At 74.7% G+C, this 19,776-nt stretch carries 16 protein-coding genes and 2 pseudogenes; 6 read left to right on the forward strand and 12 right to left on the reverse strand.

All coding sequences use genetic code 11. The features are described 5' to 3' along the window. Positions 1 to 279: 279 nt before the first annotated feature. A complete protein-coding gene (locus Q1K26_RS17265; RefSeq protein ID WP_300013668.1) occupies positions 280 to 1,491 on the reverse strand; it encodes an FAD-dependent monooxygenase in 1,212 nt (403 codons plus the stop codon). 273 nt (positions 1,492 to 1,764) lie between these two features. Here Q1K26_RS17265 and Q1K26_RS17270 point away from each other — a divergent pair, with 273 nt between their 5' ends. Together Q1K26_RS17270 and Q1K26_RS17275 are read left to right on the forward strand one after the other, a co-directional pair. Further along, positions 1,765 to 2,745 carry a sigma-70 family RNA polymerase sigma factor gene (locus Q1K26_RS17270; RefSeq protein WP_300013671.1) on the forward strand — a complete coding sequence of 327 codons (981 nt, stop codon included), beginning with the start codon at positions 1,765 to 1,767 and terminating at the stop codon, positions 2,743 to 2,745. A gap of 189 nt (positions 2,746 to 2,934) precedes the next feature. Continuing rightward, positions 2,935 to 3,138, forward strand: coding sequence for a hypothetical protein (locus Q1K26_RS17275; protein ID WP_300013674.1), 204 nt, complete (start codon positions 2,935 to 2,937; stop codon positions 3,136 to 3,138). Between the two features lie 427 nt (positions 3,139 to 3,565). Here Q1K26_RS17275 and Q1K26_RS17280 read toward each other — a convergent pair whose 3' ends face one another. Both Q1K26_RS17280 and Q1K26_RS17285 read right to left on the reverse strand, forming a co-directional pair. After that, positions 3,566 to 4,381, reverse strand: a complete 816-nt coding sequence (locus Q1K26_RS17280; protein ID WP_300013677.1) for a DNA-formamidopyrimidine glycosylase family protein — start codon at positions 4,379 to 4,381, stop codon at positions 3,566 to 3,568. Then, the gene (locus tag Q1K26_RS17285) at positions 4,381 to 4,851 is read right to left on the reverse strand and encodes a ribose-5-phosphate isomerase (RefSeq protein ID WP_300013680.1); all 471 of its coding nucleotides are present in this window, start codon (positions 4,849 to 4,851) and stop codon (positions 4,381 to 4,383) included. Before Q1K26_RS17285 ends, Q1K26_RS17280 begins: the two co-directional genes overlap by 1 nt. Before the next feature lie 16 nt (positions 4,852 to 4,867). On the opposite strand from Q1K26_RS17285, the pseudogene Q1K26_RS28785 reads away from it, so the two are divergent. After that, a pseudogene (locus tag Q1K26_RS28785) lies at positions 4,868 to 5,538 on the forward strand (DUF429 domain-containing protein). 87 nt (positions 5,539 to 5,625) lie between these two features. Here the strand turns inward: Q1K26_RS28785 and Q1K26_RS17300 are convergent. Continuing rightward, positions 5,626 to 6,915, reverse strand: a complete 1,290-nt coding sequence (locus Q1K26_RS17300; RefSeq protein ID WP_300013683.1) for an AI-2E family transporter — start codon at positions 6,913 to 6,915, stop codon at positions 5,626 to 5,628. 52 nt (positions 6,916 to 6,967) lie between these two features. Further along, a pseudogene (locus Q1K26_RS17305) lies at positions 6,968 to 7,402 on the reverse strand (M50 family metallopeptidase); the annotation flags it as partial. 409 nt (positions 7,403 to 7,811) lie between these two features. On the opposite strand from Q1K26_RS17305, the gene Q1K26_RS17310 reads away from it, so the two are divergent. Then, positions 7,812 to 9,671: an ABC transporter ATP-binding protein gene (locus Q1K26_RS17310; RefSeq protein WP_300013711.1), complete on the forward strand. Its 1,860-nt coding sequence runs from the start codon at positions 7,812 to 7,814 to the stop codon at positions 9,669 to 9,671. 115 nt (positions 9,672 to 9,786) lie between these two features. Here the strand turns inward: Q1K26_RS17310 and Q1K26_RS17315 are convergent, their stop codons facing one another. Next, positions 9,787 to 11,343 (reverse strand): NAD(P)/FAD-dependent oxidoreductase, encoded by a 1,557-nt coding sequence (locus tag Q1K26_RS17315; protein ID WP_300013685.1) that lies wholly within the window; start codon positions 11,341 to 11,343, stop codon positions 9,787 to 9,789. A gap of 63 nt (positions 11,344 to 11,406) precedes the next feature. Here Q1K26_RS17315 and Q1K26_RS17320 point away from each other — a divergent pair, with 63 nt between their 5' ends. Continuing rightward, entirely contained in the window at positions 11,407 to 12,087 is a 681-nt protein-coding gene (locus tag Q1K26_RS17320; RefSeq protein WP_300013687.1) for an MBL fold metallo-hydrolase, read from the forward strand. 294 nt (positions 12,088 to 12,381) lie between these two features. Here the strand turns inward: Q1K26_RS17320 and Q1K26_RS17325 are convergent, their stop codons facing one another. The 6 genes from Q1K26_RS17325 to Q1K26_RS17350 all read right to left on the reverse strand — a co-directional run bounded on the left by Q1K26_RS17325 (position 12,382) and on the right by Q1K26_RS17350 (position 19,191). Beyond that, a complete protein-coding gene (locus tag Q1K26_RS17325) occupies positions 12,382 to 12,789 on the reverse strand; it encodes a Rieske (2Fe-2S) protein (RefSeq protein WP_300013689.1) in 408 nt (135 codons plus the stop codon). 11 nt (positions 12,790 to 12,800) lie between these two features. Next, entirely contained in the window at positions 12,801 to 13,469 is a 669-nt protein-coding gene (locus tag Q1K26_RS17330; RefSeq protein WP_300013690.1) for a DUF6529 family protein, read from the reverse strand. After that, the gene (locus Q1K26_RS17335; RefSeq protein ID WP_300013693.1) at positions 13,466 to 14,134 is read right to left on the reverse strand and encodes a hypothetical protein; all 669 of its coding nucleotides are present in this window, start codon (positions 14,132 to 14,134) and stop codon (positions 13,466 to 13,468) included. Before Q1K26_RS17335 ends, Q1K26_RS17330 begins: the two co-directional genes overlap by 4 nt. A 229-nt stretch (positions 14,135 to 14,363) precedes the next feature. Then, entirely contained in the window at positions 14,364 to 16,430 is a 2,067-nt protein-coding gene (locus tag Q1K26_RS17340; protein ID WP_300013696.1) for an adenylate/guanylate cyclase domain-containing protein, read from the reverse strand. Positions 16,431 to 16,479: 49 nt separating this feature from the next. Continuing rightward, positions 16,480 to 17,154, reverse strand: coding sequence for a Crp/Fnr family transcriptional regulator (locus tag Q1K26_RS17345; RefSeq protein WP_300013699.1), 675 nt, complete (start codon positions 17,152 to 17,154; stop codon positions 16,480 to 16,482). A 60-nt stretch (positions 17,155 to 17,214) separates the two neighbouring features. Next, positions 17,215 to 19,191, reverse strand: a complete 1,977-nt coding sequence (locus tag Q1K26_RS17350) for an Hsp70 family protein (RefSeq protein ID WP_300013702.1) — start codon at positions 19,189 to 19,191, stop codon at positions 17,215 to 17,217. Between the two features lie 293 nt (positions 19,192 to 19,484). Between Q1K26_RS17350 and Q1K26_RS17355 the strand changes: the two genes are divergently transcribed. Further along, positions 19,485 to 19,776: hypothetical protein (locus Q1K26_RS17355; protein ID WP_300013705.1), on the forward strand; the 292-nt coding region annotated here is incomplete at its 3' end.

Consider the following 19,776-nt stretch of genomic DNA (forward strand, 5'->3'; position numbering starts at 1 on the left):
ATCGAACTCGCCGCCGCAAGCCGCTGACCAGCAGCGATCTCACCGTCTAGAGACACGCCCCTCCGGGGCGTCTCGACGCATCCCCCCAGGTCAAGACCCACATCGCGGCTCTAGGCCTTCCGAATTACGCGGAACGCGGGGCGAGCAGCGTGCGGTCAGCAGCCTGATCGCCGATCATGCAGGCAGATCGGCAGCAGTGGATGACAGCGCCGCGGGTCGGTCGTCGTCCCCGACGAACCGGACGTCGAGCAGATCGAGCGTCACGGGAGCCCGGCTGCGCTACCGCCCGGCCGAGGACCGTGTGCCGACGAGCCTCGCGCTGATCAGGCGCCCGACCACCGGCCACTGCAGCAGGCGCAGCCCCATCCGCCGGATGAGGAGCTCGTAGCGCGACCGCGGCAGGAACGTCGATGCCGCACGCCGTCCCGCCTCCTGCTTCTCCTCGACGACGGGCCGCCAGCGGGTCTCGTAGGAGCGGAACGCCTCCACATGGGGAGCCGGGCGCAGCAGCTCGCGCGCCAGCAGCCGACCTCCGGCCACCGCCAGGGATGCGCCCTGCCCGGCGAGCAGCGAGACGGCCTGGCACGCGTCACCGACGAGGCAGACCCGCCCGGAGCTCCAGCGCGGCAGCTCCACCTGCGCCACCATGTCGTAGTAGAGCTCGGCGGGAGGTGGGCAGTGCGCCAGCGCCCGGTCCGTCGGCTCGCCGAGCTGGGCGTAGGCGGTGAGCAGGGCGGCCCGGGCATCGGGCGGCGCCGGCCCGGACGCCTCGTGGGCGCCGAAGAAGGCGACACGACCATCCCGCAGCGCGTAGCAGCCGGCCATCCGGTTCATCGTGTCGGTGAGGTACCACCGGGTGCCGAGCCACTCGTGCAGCTGCGGGTCGTGGAAGGTGAAGGCACACGTGTGGAAGCCCAGCGGGCGCAGCGGGGTCGCCTCGGCGCCGAACAGGGCGCCCCGTACGCCGGAGTGGACGCCGTCGGCGCCGATCACGACGTCGGCGACGTGCGTCGAGCCGTCCGCCAGCCGCACGGTCGCGGCGTCGGCGCCGTCGGACACCGAGTCGACGGTCGCGCCGAAGCGCACCGTGACCGCATCGGGCAGCCGCTCGAACAGGGCGAGCTCCAGGTCGGGCCGCATGAGGCTGATCAGTCTGCCGTCCTGCGCGCTCGCCACCAGCCGGTAGTCGATCTCGCGCTCCCGACCGTGCTCGTCCACGAAGCACACGACGTCGATGTCGTAGGCGAGCTCACGCAGTCGCTCCAGCAGGCCCATCTCCTCGGCCGCGCCGAATCCGGGCCCGAAGAAATCGATCATGTACCCCTGCTCGCGGCGGGCCGGTGCCTGCTCCAGGACCGTCACGTTCCAGCCGGCGCGCCCGAGTTCGCCCGCGACGGCGAGCCCGGCGATACCCGCACCACACACGATCGCGCTCGTCGGGCCCACCACTCCCCGCTGCCTCGTCTCCTCGCTGCCCTCGTCACCGAGCATCCGGATCCCTCCGCTGGTCCGGGCCGGCGTTGCAACGTATCCGCCGCCCGCACCGATCACAAGCATCCGGACCCGCCGGGCAGCCGGGGGCCCGATGACCGCCCGCGCCGAGCGCCGGCGCACCCGGCGCCGAGGCAGCGCGGGCGCGGCGAACACCTCCCACCTCACCGCGTCCACGTCGACGAGGCGCGACGAGGCACCCACGCGAGCAGCCAGCCGGTTCGCCGCCGAACTCGCCCGATCCTGTCGGGGTCCGGTTGTAGGGTCCCGACCGTGACGACCACCGCGGTACGCCCCGAGGAGATGGAGCAGTATCGCCGCGAGCTCGCCGGGTACTGCTACCGCATGCTCGGCTCCGCTTTCGAGGCCGACGACGCCGTGCAGGAGACCCTGGTGCGGGCGTGGAAGAAGGCCGACGGGTTCGAAGGTCGCTCCGCCGTGCGGTCCTGGCTGTACCGCATCGCCACCAACGTCTGCCTCGACATGCTCCGCAGCCAGAAGCGCCGGGCACGCCCCGTGGATCTCGGGCCGTCCGGTGCCGTCGAGGGATTCATCGCCTCCACACGGCCCGAGCACTCCTGGGTGCAACCGATGCCCGACGCGCGGGTGCTGCCGACCACGGCGGATCCGGCCGAGCTCACCGCGGCCAAGGAGAGCGTCCGGCTCGCGTTCGTCGCCGCCCTGCAGCACCTGCCGGCCCGGCAGCGGGCCGTGCTGATCCTGCGCGAGGTGCTGAGCTGGCAGGCCGGCGAGGTGGCCGAACTGCTCGACACGACCGTGGCCTCGGTCAACAGCGCGCTGCAGCGTGCGCGGGCCACCCTGGCCGCGCGCGACGTCGGCGAGGCCCCGGTCGTCACCGGCGACCAGGAGGAGCTGCTCGCGAGGTACGTGAGCGCGTTCGAGCGCTATGACGTGTCCGGCCTGGTGTCGCTGCTGCACGAGGACGTGGTGCTGTCCATGCCGCCGTTCGAGTTCTGGTTGCGGGGGCGTGCGGAGTTCGGCAGGTGGCTCCTGGGCCCGGGCATCGGGTGCCGGGGATCGCGGCTGCTGCGCACGGCGGGCAACGGGCTGCCCGGCTTCGGCTCCTACCGGCCCGACGAGCAGGGTGGGCACTACCCGTGGGGCATCCAGCTCCTCGAGTTCCGGGGCGACCGCATCGCCGCGCAACACAGCTTCATCGACCCGGCGCTGTTCCCCGAGTTCGGGCTGCCCACGTACCTGGAGCCCGGCCGGCAAGGGCCGCCGCCCTCCTGAAGCCCTGAGGCAGTCCGGTGAACGCGAGGCGCGGACCGCGGTGACCAGACGTCACCGGTTACGGCCACACGGGTGAACAACGAGAGTGTGCGCTGCTCCGGTCGGCTTGTGTCGGCCCGACGGCCGAACCGGGAGGGGAGTTCGTCTCGGAAGTGGTGAATCAGGTCGGCACCGATCGAGGAGACCGCCATGGACCGGGACCTCTACACCGAGTGCGCCGCAGAGCTCGCGGCGTCGCCGGACCTGGTCGCGTCGCTGCTCACCGAGCACCGTGCGACGTCCGACGGCTGGTGCCGCAGCCACAACGTGCATCCCGAACGGCACCCGTGCTCGATCCGCAGGCTCGCGGAACTCGCCGCCGGCCACGAGTGCGACCCGGCGGTGCCCGCCTGACCCCCCGTCAGGCCGCGACCGTCTCCCAGCGCCAAAGTTCGGCCATCTGGACCCCGCAGTCGGGGCATGCGGGCGTACCTGGCGCGCTGTCTGCGCCACCGAGCTCCGCGTCGACGTCGCAATCCGGACAAGTCCACCAGACCGTCGTACCCAGCATCGTGTCCACGGTTGCCCACGATAAATCACAGCCCTGTCATTCGCCCGCCATCCGGCGCACCGCAGGTAACGGGCGGTAGGCGGGGGCCGAGTTCGTGACCGTGGTTTCGGGACGAAGAGCGCTCGGGCCACAGCCGGCGGTGGACCCCCTCCCGCCGCCGGCTCCGGGTCCGCGCCGGCCGTGCCCGGACGGCGCGGGCCCGACCTCACTCCATCCCCGGTATGCGCAGTGCGCGAGCTGCGCGAGTGGCCTGCGCGGTCGGGCGACCGCTCAGGCGGCGGCGGGCTGGCAGGTCGGGCACCAGAACAGGTTGCGGGCCAGGTGGGTGTCCTGGGCGATCGGCGTGCCGCAGACCAGGCAGGGTTGGCCGGTTCTCCGGTAGGTGTAGACGCGCCGCGCACCCGGCGCTACGGGGTCGGCCGGGGTGAGCAGGCGCGGGTCGTGCTCGGCCCGCAGCGTCTCGATCCTCCCGCGCCTGACGCCGTCACGGAGCAGGTCCACGAGATCGGCCCACAGCAGTTCCCACTGCTCCCGGGCCAGCGCCCGACCGGGCAGCCGGGGGTCCAGGCCGTGCCGGAACAGCGCCTCCGCGCGGTAGACGTTGCCCACCCCCGCGATGACGGACTGATCCATCAGCAGCGTCGCGAGCGGGGCGCGGGAGCGCGAGATCCGCTCCCAGGCGCGGTCCGGGTCGGCGTCGCGGCGCAAGGGGTCGACGCCGAGCCGGGCGTGGATCGCGTCGGCCTCGTGGTCGGTGATGAGCTCGCACGCCGTGGGGCCGCGCAGGTCCGCGTAGTGCGTCGCCCCGACCAGGCGCATCCGCACCAGGCCCCGCGGCGGCTCGACGGGGTGCGTGGCGTCGCCGAACGTGCCGTACAGGCCGAGGTGGACGTGCACCACGAGGTCGGGTCCGTAGTGGTGGAAGAGGTGCTTGCCGTGCGCCTCGGCCCGCTCCAGCACCCTGCCGTCGACGATCTCCGCGCTGGTGGCGAAGCGACCCTGCGGGCTGGAGACCGCGACCGGCCTGCCGGCGTAGCGCCGCCGGTGGGTGCGGGCGAGCCGGTGCAGCGTGTGGCCCTCGGGCATTACGCGGGCAGGTCCGGCGACTCGCCGCTGCTCTCGTAGGCGGTGAGCATGTCGATGCGCCGCTGGTGGCGGGTACTCCCGGAGAACTCGGTGGTCAGGAACGTCTCGACGATCGAGAGCGACTCCTCGAGGATGTGCATCCGCGCGCCGATCGCCACCACCTGGGCGTCGTTGTGCTCCCGGGCCAGGCGCGCGGTCTCGTCGCTGTACGCGAGCGCGGCGCGGCAGCCGGGCACCTTGTTGGCCGCGATCTGCTCGCCGTTGCCCGACCCCCCGATGACGACCCCGAGGCTCTCCGGGTCGGCGACGGTCTGCAGGGCGGTCTCGATGCAGAACGGCGGGTAGTCGTCGTCGGGGTCGTAGGTGAACGGGCCGATGTCGATCGGGTCCAGCCCCAGTGTGCTCAGGTGCTCGATGAGCTTGGCCTTGAGCTCGAAGCCGGCGTGGTCGGAACCGAGGTAGACGCGCACGGCAGGATCCTGCCTCATGCCAGCGGTCGCGGGGGTCGACGGGGTTCCGGGCGGGTGGGTCGTCGCCCGCGTGTCCGGTGGGCGCGTGGAGTGGTCGGTGTGCCCGTCGGCCGTCGCGGTGCTGGACGTGGCGGCCGGGTGCGCCGCGGTCGGGGTCGACATACCGCTCGGGCTGCCGGCCGGCGCGGCGCGGCGCGCGTGTGACGACGAGACCGCCCGGGCGCTGGGACGGGCCAGGTCCTCGGTGTTCCCGGCCCCGCCGCGTGCGGTGCTGGCGGCGGCCACCCCCACGCCGAGGCGTGCGCCGTCGCGCGGCGGCTCACGGGCCGCGCGATCAGCCTCCAGACCTTCCACATCGGCGCGAAGATCCTGGAGTGGGACGACGTGCGCGAGCGGCCCGCACACGTCGTCGAGGTGCACCCGGAGCTGGCTCTGCGCCGGCTCGCGCCGGACGTCGGCTTCGCCCCGAAGAAGAGCGCGCGCGGAGCCGGCCAGCGGATCGCGGCGCTGGCCCGCTGGCTCGACGTGCCGGCCGCGCTGGCCGACCTGCCGGCCGGTGCCCGCCTCGACGACGTGCTCGACGCGCTCGCCGCCGCCTGGTCCGCGGAACGCTTCGCGACGGGTACGGCCGAGATACTCGGCGCGGAGTGGGACGACCGCGGCCGCGCGATGCGGGTGGTGGTGTAGGCGGCCGCCCTGCCGCGGCCGGGAGGGGCCGCGGGCGGGGCCGGGGGGCAGCGGCGGCCGCCGCCGATGCTCCCCCCGGGCGGAGCATCACTCCTTGCCGGCGGCGTCCTCGTGCTCGGGCGGCACCGGCCCGTCGGTGCGGGTGGCGGGATCCGGTGTCGGGTCCGTGTCGGGACCCGGTGGCGGGTCCGTGGCGGGATCGGGCGCGGTGGCGTCCGGGACGGGTTCGCCGGGCGTGGCCGCCACCGTGGCCACGGTCTCCAGGGGCGGGGCGATCTGCGGGGGCGCGCCACCCGCGACGCGCTCGTCGATCCGCTCTCCCAGGTACCGCACGATCACCGCGATCGCGGCGACCACCGGCACCGCGAGGAACGCGCCTGCGATGCCGTAGAGCGTGCTGCCGCCGGTGACGGCCAGCAGCACCACCGCCGCGTGCAGCCCGAGGCTGCGCGACTGGAGCATCGGCTGCAGCAGGTTGCCCTCGATCTGCTGCACCGCGACGATGATCACCAGCACGATCAGCGCGGTGGTGAACCCGTTGCTCACCAGCGCCACCAGCACGCCCAGCGTGCCCGCCACGATCGCGCCGACGATCGGCACGAACCCGGCGATGAAGGTCAGCACGGCCAGGGGCAGCGCGAGCGGCACCCCCAGGATGAACAGCCCCGCCCCGATGAGCACCGCGTCGACCAGGCTGACGATGGCCTGGGTACGGATGAAGTCGCCGACGGTCTTCCAGACCCGGCGCAGCACCTCCGCGACGTGCCCGCCCGCGCCCGGGCCCGCCACCGCCCGCACCCAGGGCAGGAACCGCGGACCGTCCTTGACGAACAGGAACGCCAGCACCAGCGTCAGCAGCGCCGTGACGACACCGGACGCGATGCCCCCGACACCGGTCAGGACGCTGGTGGCGATCGTCGACACGCTCTGCTGCAACTGGGCCGTGGCCTGCTGGATGTACTCGTCGAGCTGGCTCTGCCCGAGGTTGAGCGGGGGCCCGGCCAGCCAGTCGCGGATCGACTGGATGCCGGTCGTGGCGCTCGCGGCGATCTGGTTGACGCTCCCGGACACCGACGTGCTGATCAGCGCCACCATCGCGGCGAGCACGACGATGCCGGCGATCAGCACGGTGGCCGCGGCCAGCGCGGGCGGGAAGCGGTGGCGGCGCAGCCACGCGGTGGGCGGCCAGAGCACCGTGGCGACGATGACGGCCAGGAACACCGGCAGCACCACCGACCACAGCGCCGCGATCAGCAGCCACAGCACCACCGCTCCGGCCCCGACCAGGATCAGCCGCAGGCTCCAGCGCGCCGCCCAGGTCACGCCCTCGCCGATGGCCCTGCCGCGGCCCCTGCGGGGATGCTCGGTCGTCGTCACGGCGCCAGGTTGTCAGAGATGGCCCGCTCGCGTCGTGTGTGACGGCATCGCATCAGACGGCGAGCAGTCGCCGTCCGCCGACCCACAGGCACACGATCGCGACGAACCAGAACAGCGCCACCCACAGGAATGCGGGGATCCAGGTCAACCGGGCGAGCTGCCCGGCGTCGGTTCTCGGGTCCCCGCCGAAGCGCTGCCCGCGCATCGTCGTGATGCCGCCGAGCAGCATCAGCCAGACCAGCCCGACGGCCAGGCCGGCCTGCACCTCGGGCGGTGCCGCCGTCGCGGCCCACCCGATCCCGCCGCCTGCCAGCACCACGATCAGCCCGGTGTAGAGGTCCTTGGCCTGGAACAGCGCCCCGAGCAGCAGCAGCACCGAGGCCCACAGCACCGACCAGGACAGTCCCTCCAGGACCAGTACGGCCCCGCCGAGCCCGACCAGCGGCGGGGTGAGGTACCCGGCGAGGGCGCTGAGGATCCCCCCGACCCCCCCAACTGACGTCCGCCTGGGTCGCTCCGCCGAACGAGTTCTGCTCGACGTGGAACGCGCCGTCGTAGCGGCCGGTGAGGATCGACACCACGATGTGCCCGCCCTCGTGGGCGACGGTGACGAAGGGCTCGACCCACAGCGGGACGGTCGCCAGCAGCAGTACGACGATCACGCCGGAGACGTGCACGACCGGCTGCCCCGCAACCGAGGAGCCGACGACCTGGACGTACACCCGAACGAGTGTAACGCAGAGCACAGAGCCGTGGGCCACCTTGACCTCAACCGCGCTTCAACTCCTAGCGTCGGCGCGATCCGGGCGATGAGAAATGTCGGTGCCGGTCGTCACACTGGGCGGACCACCACGGAGGAGTTCGCGATGAGCATGGAGATGGTGGCCTGGCACTCGATGTACCAGGCCTCCCACGGGCACGACGAGCGGCGGCCGTTCCGGCGGGCCACGCTCGTCCGCATCGCCCGGTTCGCCCGCCCGCACCGGCGCATGCTCGCCGCGTTCCTGCTGATCAGCGTGGTCGGGGCCGCGCTCACCGTGGCCACGCCGGTGCTCGCGGGGCGGGTCGTCGACGCGATCGTCGATGGCGGGCCGGTCGGTGTGGTGGTCGGGCTGGCCGCGCTGATCGGCGGTATCGCGATCGCGGTGGCCGGGCTCGGGGTGGCCCAGCGCTGGCTGTCGTCCACCCTCGGCGAGGGCCTGATCCTCGACCTGCGCGCCGCCGTGTTCGACCACGTGCAGCGCCAGCCGGTCGCGTTCTTCATGCGCACCCGCACCGGCGCGCTGGTCAGCAGGCTCAACAACGACGTCATCGGGGCGCAGCGCGCGTTCAGCGACACGCTGTCGGGGGTGGTCGGCAACCTGGTCACGCTCGCTCTCACCCTCGCGGTGATGCTCACGCTGTCCTGGCAGGTCACGCTGCTCGCGCTGGTCCTGCTCCCGGTCTTCGTGCTGCCCGCCCGTCGGGTCGGGCGCCGGCTCGCGGTGCTGCAGCGGGAGGCCGCCGAGCACGACGCCCGGATGGGCACGCAGATGACCGAGCGGTTCTCCGCCCCCGGGGCCACGCTCGTGAAGCTGTTCGGCCGGCCCGAGGAGGAGACGGCCGAGTTCGTCGCCCGCGCGTCGCGGGTGCGTGACATCGGGGTGCGCACCGCGATGGTCCAATGGATCTTCGTGACGGCGCTGACGCTGGTGTCCGCGCTGGCCCTGGCGTTGGTGTACGGGCTCGGCGGGTACTTCGCGCTCACCGGCACGATGGCCACCGGTGACGTCGTCGCCCTGTCGCTGCTGATCACCGGCCTGTACGCGCCGCTCACGGCGCTGGCCAACGCCCGGCTCGACGTGATGACCGCGCTGGTCAGCTTCGAGCGGGTCTTCGAGGTCCTCGACCTGCAGCCGCTGATCGCCGAGCCCGCCGAGCCCGCGCCACTGCCCGACGGCCCGCTGTCGGTCGAGTTCGCGGGCGTGCGCTTCGGGTACCCGGCGGCCGACCGGGTGTCGCTGGCGTCGCTGGAGGAGGTGGCCCAGCTCGACGGCCGCGGTGGTGAGGAGGTGCTGCACGACGTGTCGTTCCGGGCCGAGGCCGGGCAGATGATCGCGCTCGTGGGGTCGTCGGGGGCGGGCAAGTCCACGATCGCGCAGCTGCTCCCCCGCCTCTACGACCCCGACTCGGGCGCCGTCCGGATCGGCGGCGTCGACGTCCGCGATCTCGCGTTCGGCACCATTCGGGGCGCGCTGGGCCTGGTCACCCAGGACGGGCACCTCTTTCACGACTCGATCCGGGCCAACCTGCTGCTCGCGCGACCCGGGGCCGCCGACGACGAGCTGTGGTCGGCGCTGCGCCGCGCCCGGCTCGGCGACCTGGTGGCGTCACTTCCCGAGGGGCTCGACACCGTGGTCGGCGAGCGCGGGTACCGGCTGTCCGGCGGCGAGCGCCAGCGGCTCACGATCGCGCGGCTGCTGCTCGTCGCGCCCCGGGTGGTGGTGCTCGACGAGGCCACCGCGCATCTGGACTCCACCTCCGAGGCCGCCGTGCAGGACGCGCTGGCCGAGGCGCTGGAGGGCCGCACCGCGATCGTGATCGCCCACCGGCTGTCCACGGTGCGCGCGGCCGACCAGATCCTCGTGCTGGAGGCGGGCCGGATCGTGGAGCGCGGCACCCACGGCGAGCTGCTGGCCCTGGACGGCCGCTACGCCGAGCTGCACCGCACCCAGTTCGACCAGCCGCCAGCCCCCGTCCTGAGCGTCGGCGCATGAGGGCGGTCGTGCCGCCCCTCGCACATGTCGCGGCTCGTCGCAGAGGTCGTACGCCCTGCGCGAAGCCGGAAGCCCTGCGACGGCGCAGCGGCGACGCGCCTGCCGTCGGCGCCGATCACGGCGCGGTGTCGGCCAGCACCGCCATCGCCGCGTTGCGCCCGTTGATCCCGATCACGCTGCCTCCGGGGTGCGTGGCGGCCCCGCAGAGGTAGAGGCCGGGCACGGGCGTACGCGGGGCGAAGCGGCGGTCCCACATCTGGTCGGGTAGGCAGTCGCCCTGGAAGATGTGGCCGCCGGTGAGGCCGATGCGCGCCTCGACGTCGGGTGGGCCGAGCACCTCCCGGTGCACCACGCAGTCGGCCACGTCGGGGGCGAAGCGGGCCACCTCCGCCAGCGCCGCGTCGCCGATCGCCTCGCGCCGCGACTCCCAGGTCCCCTCCGCGAGCGTGTACGGCACGTACTGCGCGAATACCGACATCACGTGCCCGCCCGGCGGCGCCACCGACGGGTCGTATGCCGACGGGAAGTACACCTCGGCCCACGACGGCGCCGGCTCACCCGCCTCGGCGCGTGCGAAGGCGGCCTGCGTGGCGTCGATGCCGGAGGTGATCGTCACCATCGCGCGGTGCGGGAGGCCGGACTCGGGGGCGGCGGTGAACGTCGGCAGCCGCGACAGCCCACAGTTGATCTTGAGGACGGGGCTGGTGGACCGCCAGGCGTCCACCCGCTCCCGCCACGGTGCGGGGACGTCGGACGAGCAGAGCGCCGTGGTGCGCTTCGGGTCGGCGTTGGACACCACCGTGCCCGCACCGACCAGCTCGCCCCCGGCCAGCCGCACCCCGACCCCGGGCTCGATCGCGGCCACCTCCACCCCGCTCGCGAGCACCGCCCCGTGCTCGACCGCCGCGTCGGCCAGCGCGAACGACACCCGCCCGGTGCCGCCGCGGACGTAGCCCCAGCGGCCGTCGTGGAGCGTGCCCATCGCGTGCATGGCGTGCACGGCGGCGGTGCCGGGGTCGCGCGGGCCCGCCCACGTGCCGATCACGCCCTGCCCGTGCAGCAACGCGCGCAGCCGCTCGTCGCGCACGTGCTCCTCGACGACGTCGGCGATCGAGCGGTGCAGCAGCACCTCGCGGGCCTCGGGGTCGTCGCGCAGCAGGTCGTCCTGCGCGGGGCTGTCGCCGACCCAGGTGTCGGGGGTCCGCAGCGCCCGGCGGATGCGCTCGAACAGCGCGTCGTAGCGCAGGTAGCCCTCCACATCGGACGCCGAGATCGCCGCGATCTGCGCGACCGTGCGCTGGGTGTCGGCGTGGAGCGCCACGGAGGTGCCGTCGTCGAAGGGGCACCACAGGCTCGGATCCAGCAGCGTGACCGCGAAGCCGTGGCGGCCCAGCTCCAGCTCGCCGACGACGAGCGGGTGCAGCAGCCCCACCACGTAGGCGCACGGGCTGATCCGGTACCCGGGGAACGGTTCCTGCAGCGTGGCCGCCCCGCCCAGCTGGGCACGCGCCTCCAGCACCAGGACGCTGCGGCCGGCGCGGGCGAGGTAGGCCGCTGCCGTCAGGCCGTTGTGCCCACCGCCGACCACGACCACGTCCCACCGGCGCGCGGCCAGCTCCGCCACCGGCATCGGCAGCCCGACCCGCCCCAGCCGGTCCGCAACGGTCGCCACGGGCGCCGACGCTACCGGCGGACCCGCCGCCCGCGCCGGAACGGGGTGGATACCGTGGCCGCCGTGGACGGGCGCTGGGTCGAGGTCGGCGACGGGGTGCTCGCGCGCCGGTACGCCGAGCTGGACCTGACCGTCGGGCTGGTGCTCGGCGCCGAGCGGGCACTGGTGGTCGACACCCGCGGGGACGCCCGCCAGGGCGCGGAGCTGGCCCGCGCCGTGCGCGCGGTGACCCCCCTGCCGCTCACCGTCGCGATCACCCACGCGCACTTCGACCACTGTTTCGGCACGGCGGCGTTCCTGCCCTGCCCCGTGTACGCCCACCCGGACTGCCGGAGCGCGATCGTGGCGACCGCGGGTGCGCAGCGGGCGCACTGGGCCGCCCACTACCGCGCCCACGGCGACGACGGCACCGCCGACGCGATCACCGGCACCGAGCCCCCGCGGCCCGACCGCGCGGGGCCCGCCCGCCTCGACCTGGGCGGCCGCACCGCCGAGCTCATCCACCCGGGCCGGGGCCACACCGACCACGACCTCGTCGTGCACGTCGACGACGTCGTGTTCGCCGGGGACCTGGTGGAGCAGGGCGCCCCGCCCTCGGTCGGGCCCGACTCGGTACCGGCGGAGTGGCCCGCCACCCTCGACGCGCTGCTCGCGCTCGCGCCCCGGCTCGTGGTGCCCGGGCACGGTGACCCGGTCGACGCCGCGTTCGTCGCAGAGCAGCGCGACCGGCTCGCCCGCCCGTGACCGTCGCTGCGCAGCGGCGGTGCGCGGTCGCCACCGAGTGCGCGAGCGAGATCGACCGGCGGCGCCGCGCTCCGCGCCCGGCCACCGCAGCGGCGGAGCGGATCATCACCGCGGCGCGGGGGAGGGGGCTGCGTTCGCCGGGCGGGCAGCCGCACGGCGCGCCCGATGTCGCGGCGCGTGCCCGGCGCGGCCCGGCCCTCGCGCGGCCGGTGCCCCACCCGTGAGATCGACGTGGTCTGGGTTCTCGGGCGCGAGAACCCCGACCACGTCGATCTCACCCGGGGTCGGGCGGGTTCAGGCCAGTGCGATCGATCCGCCGGCGACGGTGATCGCCTTCTCCGCCAGCGGGCTGGGCGCCGGGCCGCTGACCACCGAACCGTCGGCCAGGGCGTACACGCTGCCGTGGCAGGTGCAGTTGATCGTGTCGGTGACGGTGGCGACCACGCAGCCCTGGTGGGTGCAGGTGGCCGTGAACGCCTTGAACTCGCCCTCCACCGGCTGGGTCAGCACCGTGTCCTGATCGGCGAGGATCACCCCGCCGCCGACGGGGACGTCCGCCGTGGCCGCGAGCGGCGTGCCGGCCGCGACGGGCTCGGCGGTCACCCGGCCCGGCCCGTACCCGGCGCAGCCGGTGAGTGCGGCACCGCAGGCGATCCCGCAGGCCGAGGCCAGCACGGCCCGGCGGCCGAGTCCGTTCGTCATGATCGCCTCCATCAGAACACGATCCCGCGCGTGCTGAAGTACCACACCGAGGACGTGAGCCAGAGCGCCACGAGGGCGGTGAACACGGCGCCGCCGAAGACCGGCAGCGACCACTTGGGTGCGTCCTTGCGGCTGAGCAGCAGCATCTTCGTGACGAACACGCCGTAGAAGAAGCAGCCGAACAGCGAGTGCACCAGCACCCGCGGCTCGCCGTACTCGAACCCGAGCGCGTACAGGCAGTGCACCGCGACCGGCACCGTCACCAGCACGGCGACCCGGCCGGACCACCGGTGCAGCGTCCCGATCCAGGACGGTGCGGTGATCGAGGGGAACCGCCCGTACATGATCATCGCGGAGACGACCTGGACCAGCGCCAGCACGAACGCGATCGTCGCCAGCCAGGACTTGGCCGCGAGGCTGCTGGAGAAGCCCGCGATGTTGACGGCGAAGAGCGCGGGCTCGTGCAGCCGCCCGTACACCCCCAGACCCACGGCCACGAGCGCACCGATCCCGAGCGCGATCAGCCAGTTCGCACCGGCCTGCGGCGCGGGCGCGGGATCGGCCGGGTGCGCCGCCAGCCCGGGTTCGGTGGGCGGGTCGGTGTAGGGGGCGGGGGTCGGCTCGCCGGGCCGGGCGGGCCGGGGCGGTGGCGCCGGGTGAGGACTCGTCGGTCCGCTCATCGCTGCACTCCCTGCGAGGCGCCGTCGACGGCGCTGACGGTGACCGGGACGCCGTCGAGGACGGTCGCTCCGGGTGCGGTGGGGTCGAACGGGGGCGCCTCGATGATCTCGCCGTCGGCGCGGCCCCCGCCGGTGACCGTGCCGTCCAGGGCGATCCAGCCGATGCGCGTGGCGACGCCATCGATGTTCGCGCGGCCGTCGTAGAGACCGTCGGGTGCCTGCACGGCCTTGGCCGCGTACGGCCACGAGGTGCCACCGACGGCCACCGACCCGAGCGCGGAGGTCTCGTCGACGGTGCCGTCCAGCGTGGCCCCGTCGGCGCCCGACAGGGCGAGCCGGTCCCCGGTCAGCGTGCCCTCCAACCAGGCCTCGACCTGGTCGCCGTCGCAGACGTAGGCCACGGCCCGGCCGTCCTTGACGGCGATGGCGACCGTGACCTCGTTGCCCGAGGACCGTCCGGCCCACAGCGTCTCCACGACGGCGGGAGCGGTGTCGACCGCCGCCGTGGGCTCGGGGGCCGGGACGCCGGCCGTCGGGGCGGCGGGGGCGGCGGCCGCAGCCGGGGTCTCCTGTGCAGCCGGGTCGGCGACGCTGTTCACGAAGAACAGCGCCCCGCCGAGCACGGCGACCGCCCCCACCGTCAACAGGGGTGCGTACCTCGTCATGTCTCTGCTCCTGGTGGGTCGACGCCCGCCGGGCGGCGGTGTGTGGTGGGAATCGAAATCGAGCCCCACAACGTGACACCCACCCTGCCCGCGCCCGGCCGACGACTCCCGGCCCGCACACCCCACCCGAACACGTACTTCGACACACACGCCTGCACTTCGGAGCCGTACTGCTGTTCCCGCCGCCGGGAAACAGCGCTGTGGCTCCGAAGTGCTACGGCCCGCAGTGCTACGGCGGGGTGAGCGCGCGCAGGCGGTAGGCCACCACCGGTTCGGTGCGGCCCTTCACCGGCAGGGGCCCCAGTGCATCGAGCTGTGCGTCCTGCGGGAGGCGTGCGCGGGTCGATCCGCCGATCACGACCTGGCCGGGCTCGGCGATCGACTCCAGCCGGGCGGCGACGTTCACCGCGTCGCCCATCGCGTTGAAGTTGCGCAGCGCCGTGCTGCCGATGTTGCCGACGAGCGCGGGCCCGGTGTTGATGCCGACCCGGAACGTCGGGCTGCCCGGCTCGGCGATCGCACCGATGCCGGCCTGCATCGCGAGCGCAGCGCGGGCGGCGGCCACGGCGTGGTCGGGCTGCCGTGCCGGGGCGTTGAACAGCGCCATCATCGCGTCCCCCACGAACTGCACGACGGTGCCGCCCTCGGCCAGCACGGCCGCGGTGGCGACCTCGAAGTACCGGTTGAGCAGCACCACGATCTCCTCGGGCGTGGCCTGCTCGGAGAACGTGGTGAAGCCGCGCAGGTCGGCGAACACCGCCGTGACCTCGACGACGGCCCCGCCCAGCGCGGCCTGCTCGGGGTCGGCGAGCAGCGCGGTGGCGACGTCGGGCGACATGTACTGGCGGAACAGCCCGTCGAGCTGGTGGTAGAGCCGCGCGTTCTCCAGCCCCATGGACAGCTGGCTGGACAGCGAGGCGAACAGCGAGCGGTCGCGGTCGGTGAAGCCGCCGTCGCGCCGGGCGAGCAGCACCCCGGCCGGGAGGTCCTTGACGGTGAGCGGGCAGGCGAGCACGCCGTCGCGCTCGACGGGATCGAGCCCCTCGGGCACGGCCACGTCCGCCGTCCACCCGGGATCGGTGGACAGCGCGGGGGGCCAGCGCATCTCCCCGGAGCCGAGCAGCCCGACCCGCACCTCGTGCCCGTCGAACCCGGCGGCGACGCGTTCCACGGCGCGGCGCAGCAGGTCCTCCTCGGCGATCCGTACCCGCGACTCGTGCCCGATCGCGACGAGCACGCCGAGGCGCTCGATCTGCTCCCGCTCTCCCCGCAGCGCGGCGGCGGCCCGACCCAGGACCGCCGTCTGGCCCTCGGTGAGCCCGAACCGGGTCGCCATCCCGGCGGTGATCAGCCCCATCTCGTCCGCGGAGATCTCCCCCGCCTCCTGCCGGCGCACCGCGGAGACCAACGCCTCCAGCGCCGCCCCGTACTCGGCGCGCACCGCCTGTACGGTCTCCTCGGTGCGCACCCCGTCGAACAGGCCCGTGGTGGCCCCCTCGGCCTGGTACCCGGAGTAGGCGCTGTAGCCGATGTAGCCGAAGGCCAGCGTCATCAGCACGTGCCACAGCCACCACGTCAGGTGCCAGCTCGGCCCCAGCGCCACCGCGATCATCGACTCGGCGAGCAGCACGTTCGCCGTGATGATCGACAGCAGCATCACCGAGCGCCGCCGGCGGTAGAGCTGGTAGTAGCGGACCGTCACCACGGCGTAGAGCAGCACCGAGACGACCGCGATGACGACGAGCGGCGGGCTGAACCGGTCCGCCAGCGCCGGGTCGGCCAGCGGCGGCAGCCCGGCGAGCGAGACGACCAGCCAGAGCGCCGCGAAGCCCAGCAACCCGCCCCGCAACCACGGCACCACCCGCAACACGGCCGCCGCGCGGGCCGGCGGGAGGTCCAGCGCCGACACCGCGGTGAACAGCGCCGCGAGCCCCAGCCCGACCGGGGTGGCGAGCGCGAACCCGCCGTTGCGACCGCCCAGCAGCACCCCGGGGGTGGCGAGCGCGTGCAGCCCGAGGAACACCGCGGCGGCGAGGAAGCCCAGCCCGACCAGCAGCAGCCGCGCGTCGTCGTGGCGGCGGGCCGCCCTGGCGACGATCACCGCCAACCCGACGTTGACGGCGGCGGCCAGCGCCACCAGCCAGAAGTGCGTGGGGTGGTGCTCGAGCCGGACGTCGGCGGCGGGCACGGCGAGCAGCAGCCACAGCCCGGCCAGCGGCAGCGCCAGATGGAACACCCACACCGCGAGCCGGGCCGGCACCCCCCGCCGCGGCGGCACCTGCACGTCGGTCGTCATCGCGCTCCCCCGCTGCGCCCGGCAGGCGCAGATCCGTGCCCCGGGTCACTCATCCGCGGGCCCTGCGCCGCAGCCCGTCCAGGTCCAGCACCGTCATCGTCCGCCGGCCGGTGGTGACCAGGCCGCGGTCGCGAAGCACGCGCAGGGCCTTCGCGACGGCCTCCCGCGAGGCCCCCACCCATCCGGCGAGCTCGTCCTGCGAGAGCGGCACCGCGATCCGCACGCCGTCCGGGACGGGCTCGCCGAAGCGGTCCGCCAGCTCCACCAGCCGTCCCGCCACGCGAGCCGCGATGTCGAACGCCCCGAACTCCACGCGCTTGCGGTCGGAGTCGCGCACGCGCGAGATGACCAGGCGCAGCAGCACCATCGCCGCGCCGGGATGGGTGCGCAGGAACTCAACGAAGTCGGGCACGCCGACCACGAGCGCCACCACCGGCTCCAGCGCCGCGACCGACGCGCTGCGCGACGAGCCGTCGACCGCGGACATCTCACCGAGCAGCGCCCCGGGCCCGCGCACCGCCAGCAGGATCTCGTCCCCGTTCTCGGTGAGCGAGAAGACCTTCACCCGCCCGGAGACGATCACCAGCACGGTGGAGGACCGGTCGCCGTCCAGGAACAGCGACGACCCGGTGGGCCACCGGCGGTGCCGCCCGCGCTCGGCGAGCGCGGCCCGGTCGGCCGCGTCGAGCCGATCGAGGAACTCCTCGGGCTCGTCGTCCGGCATGGGTGCGGAGTGTAGGGCCCGGGAGCTACCGGACGGCCGCTCCTGCCCCCGTCCCGCCGATCACACCTCGCCGGGGGCGGGCTCGCTCTCGGCGCCGCCCTCGGGGGCCGGTGGCACGTCCGGCTCCTCGGGCACCACCGGATCGGGGACGTCGGGCTCGCCCTCCGTCGGGTTGTCACCCGGGTCCGGTTCGGGCTCCGTCGTCGGCTCCGTCGTGGTCGGCTCGGTGGTCGTCGGCTCCGTGGTGGGCTCGGTGGTGGTCGGCTCGGTGGTGGTCGGCTCCGTCTCGACGGGGGTACGGGTCTCGCGCGGCGCAGGAGGCTGCTCGGGCTGCGGCCCCCGGGTGCCGGGCTCCACCGGCGCCGAGGTCACGGGGATGTCCGATGTCGTGACGACGACCGGCCCCGGCTCCGACGCCTCCGCCCCCGACGAGGGCCTGCCGGCGAGGGCGAACGCGCCGCCCAGCGCCGCGGCCGCCACGACCCCGGCCGCCACCGCCGCGAGCACGGTGCGCGGCAGCCCCGGCCGGGCCGTCGAGCCGGAGAAGGGCCGGGCCTGCGTGGAGGGCCGGATCACGGCGGTCGGGCCGCCGGGCCGGGCCGGTCCCGCTCCCCCGACCCGTCCGGGCGCGCCACCCGCTCCGGGGTTCCCCGGGCCCACCGCGGCGCCGCCCCGCGGTCCACCCGCGGCCCCGCCACCCGCGCCCCCGCCGGCGGCGACCCCACCGGCGGCAGCCCCGCCGGCTGGCGCCCCGCCACCCGCAGCGCCGCCACCGGCAGCCCCGCCGGCTCCAGCCCCGGATCCGGCCGCCGCCGCGCCCCCCGCCGCGGCGGCGGCCGCCGCACCCGCGCCCGCCGAGGCCGCGGCGCCCGGTGCGGCCTTCTCGAACGGCCCGGTCGGGACCGGTCGCAGGCGCCGCTCCGCAGGGTCGACCGACCCGGCCCCGTGCGCGGCGAGCACCGCTGCGCCCGGCGCGCGGGCGGGACCGTCGGCCTCCCGGGCGACGAGCGCGGCCCCCGCCGCGATGACGCCCTTCGGGTCCACGTCGACCGAAGCCGGGCGCTCGATCCCCGCGGACACCAGCTCGGCGACGAGCGGCGTCCGCGACGAGCCGCCCACGAGCAGCAACCGCACCTCGGACGGCTCCACACCGGCGGAGTCGATCGCGCGGCGCATCGCGTCCACGGTCTCGACGACGGCCGGGCGGATCATGTCCTCGAAGTCGGCCCGCCCGAGCCGGACGCGGGTGTGCAGGCCGGGGAGCATCACCGGCACGTGCACGACGGTGTCCACCGACAGTGCCTCCTTGGCCGCGGTGCACTCCCGGCGCAGCCGCGCGACGGCGGCCAGCACGGCCGGGTCGCGGCCGTCGAGCTGCTCCCACGCCGGCCCGAGCACGGAGCGGACGTGCGCGAACACGGCCTCGTCGAAGTCCACTCCGCCGAGCCGCTCCAGGCCCTCCGGCGTGCCGAGCAGCTCGAACCGGCCGTCGGCGCCCTTGCGCACGACGGCCGCGTCGAACGTGCCACCGCCGAGGTCGAAGACGGCGACGACCGATCCCGGCTCGACCTTCTCGGTGGCGGCGTAGCCGACCGCGGCGGCCTGCGGCTCCGACAGCAGCACCACCGGCCCGACACCCTGCCCGGCGAGCGCGGCCCGCAGCGCGGCCACCTTGTGCGGTCCCCACCCGGCCGGGTGGGTGACGGCGATCCGCGACGGCGGTGCCCCCTCCCGCGCGGACACCTGCCGCACGACGGTCGCGATGAACCGGGCGGCCAGCACCTCGGCCGGGACGGGCTCGCGGCCCACCAGCACCGGGGTGGGATCGCCGATGCGGCGCTTGAACTCGCGGATGACCCGGTCGGGATCCGACAGCGCGCGCCGCTCGGCCGCCTCGCCCAGCAGGAACGACCCGTCGCCGCCGGCATAGACCGCCGACGCGACGGCGTGCGCGTGCTCGCCGAGCGTCACCGGCTCGGGCGCGACCGCGCTCGGCCGGCACACGGCGGCCGCCGACCAGGTCGTACCCAGGTCCACACCAAGCTGATACATCGGATCCTCCGCAGCTATTTGCCCAGTCCGTCTTTGTCCCGGTTCGTCGAAGCAACGAGCCGAGCATCAGGCACGGAATGCGGGGAGCGCCGGAAATACCGGGGAAATCCCCTGCCCCGGGCCGGGCGGGGTACGGGGTCCCAGGGGTGCCCGGGCGACGCACAGGGGGTCACCCGGATCCGCGTGCCGCGCCGGCCGCCGATAGTTCTCCCCAACACCGCCACACAGCCGGTGGGCGCGACCAGAGCGCCACCCCCCGAGATCATCAGGAGATCGTCATGACCGGATCGTTCAACGTCGAGTCCTTCATCGCCAACCTCAACGAGGACCTCGACCTCGACCAGAACCTGCTGCAGGAGAACGCGCAGGACAACGAGAGCGCGCAGGTCTCGGACCAGGACACCACGCAGGTCGGCGACCAGGACCAGAACGTCACCACCGCCACCAACACCGAGGCCGGCGACGGCGGCGACGGCGGGATCGCCGCGGGCGGCGACGCCAGCGGTGGCGCGGGCCTGGGCATCGGCGGCACCTCCGGCGGCATCAGCCAGGGCGGCGGCACCGGCGTCA

The organism is Pseudonocardia sp., assembly GCF_029263155.1.
Classification (GTDB): domain Bacteria; phylum Actinomycetota; class Actinomycetes; order Mycobacteriales; family Pseudonocardiaceae; genus Pseudonocardia.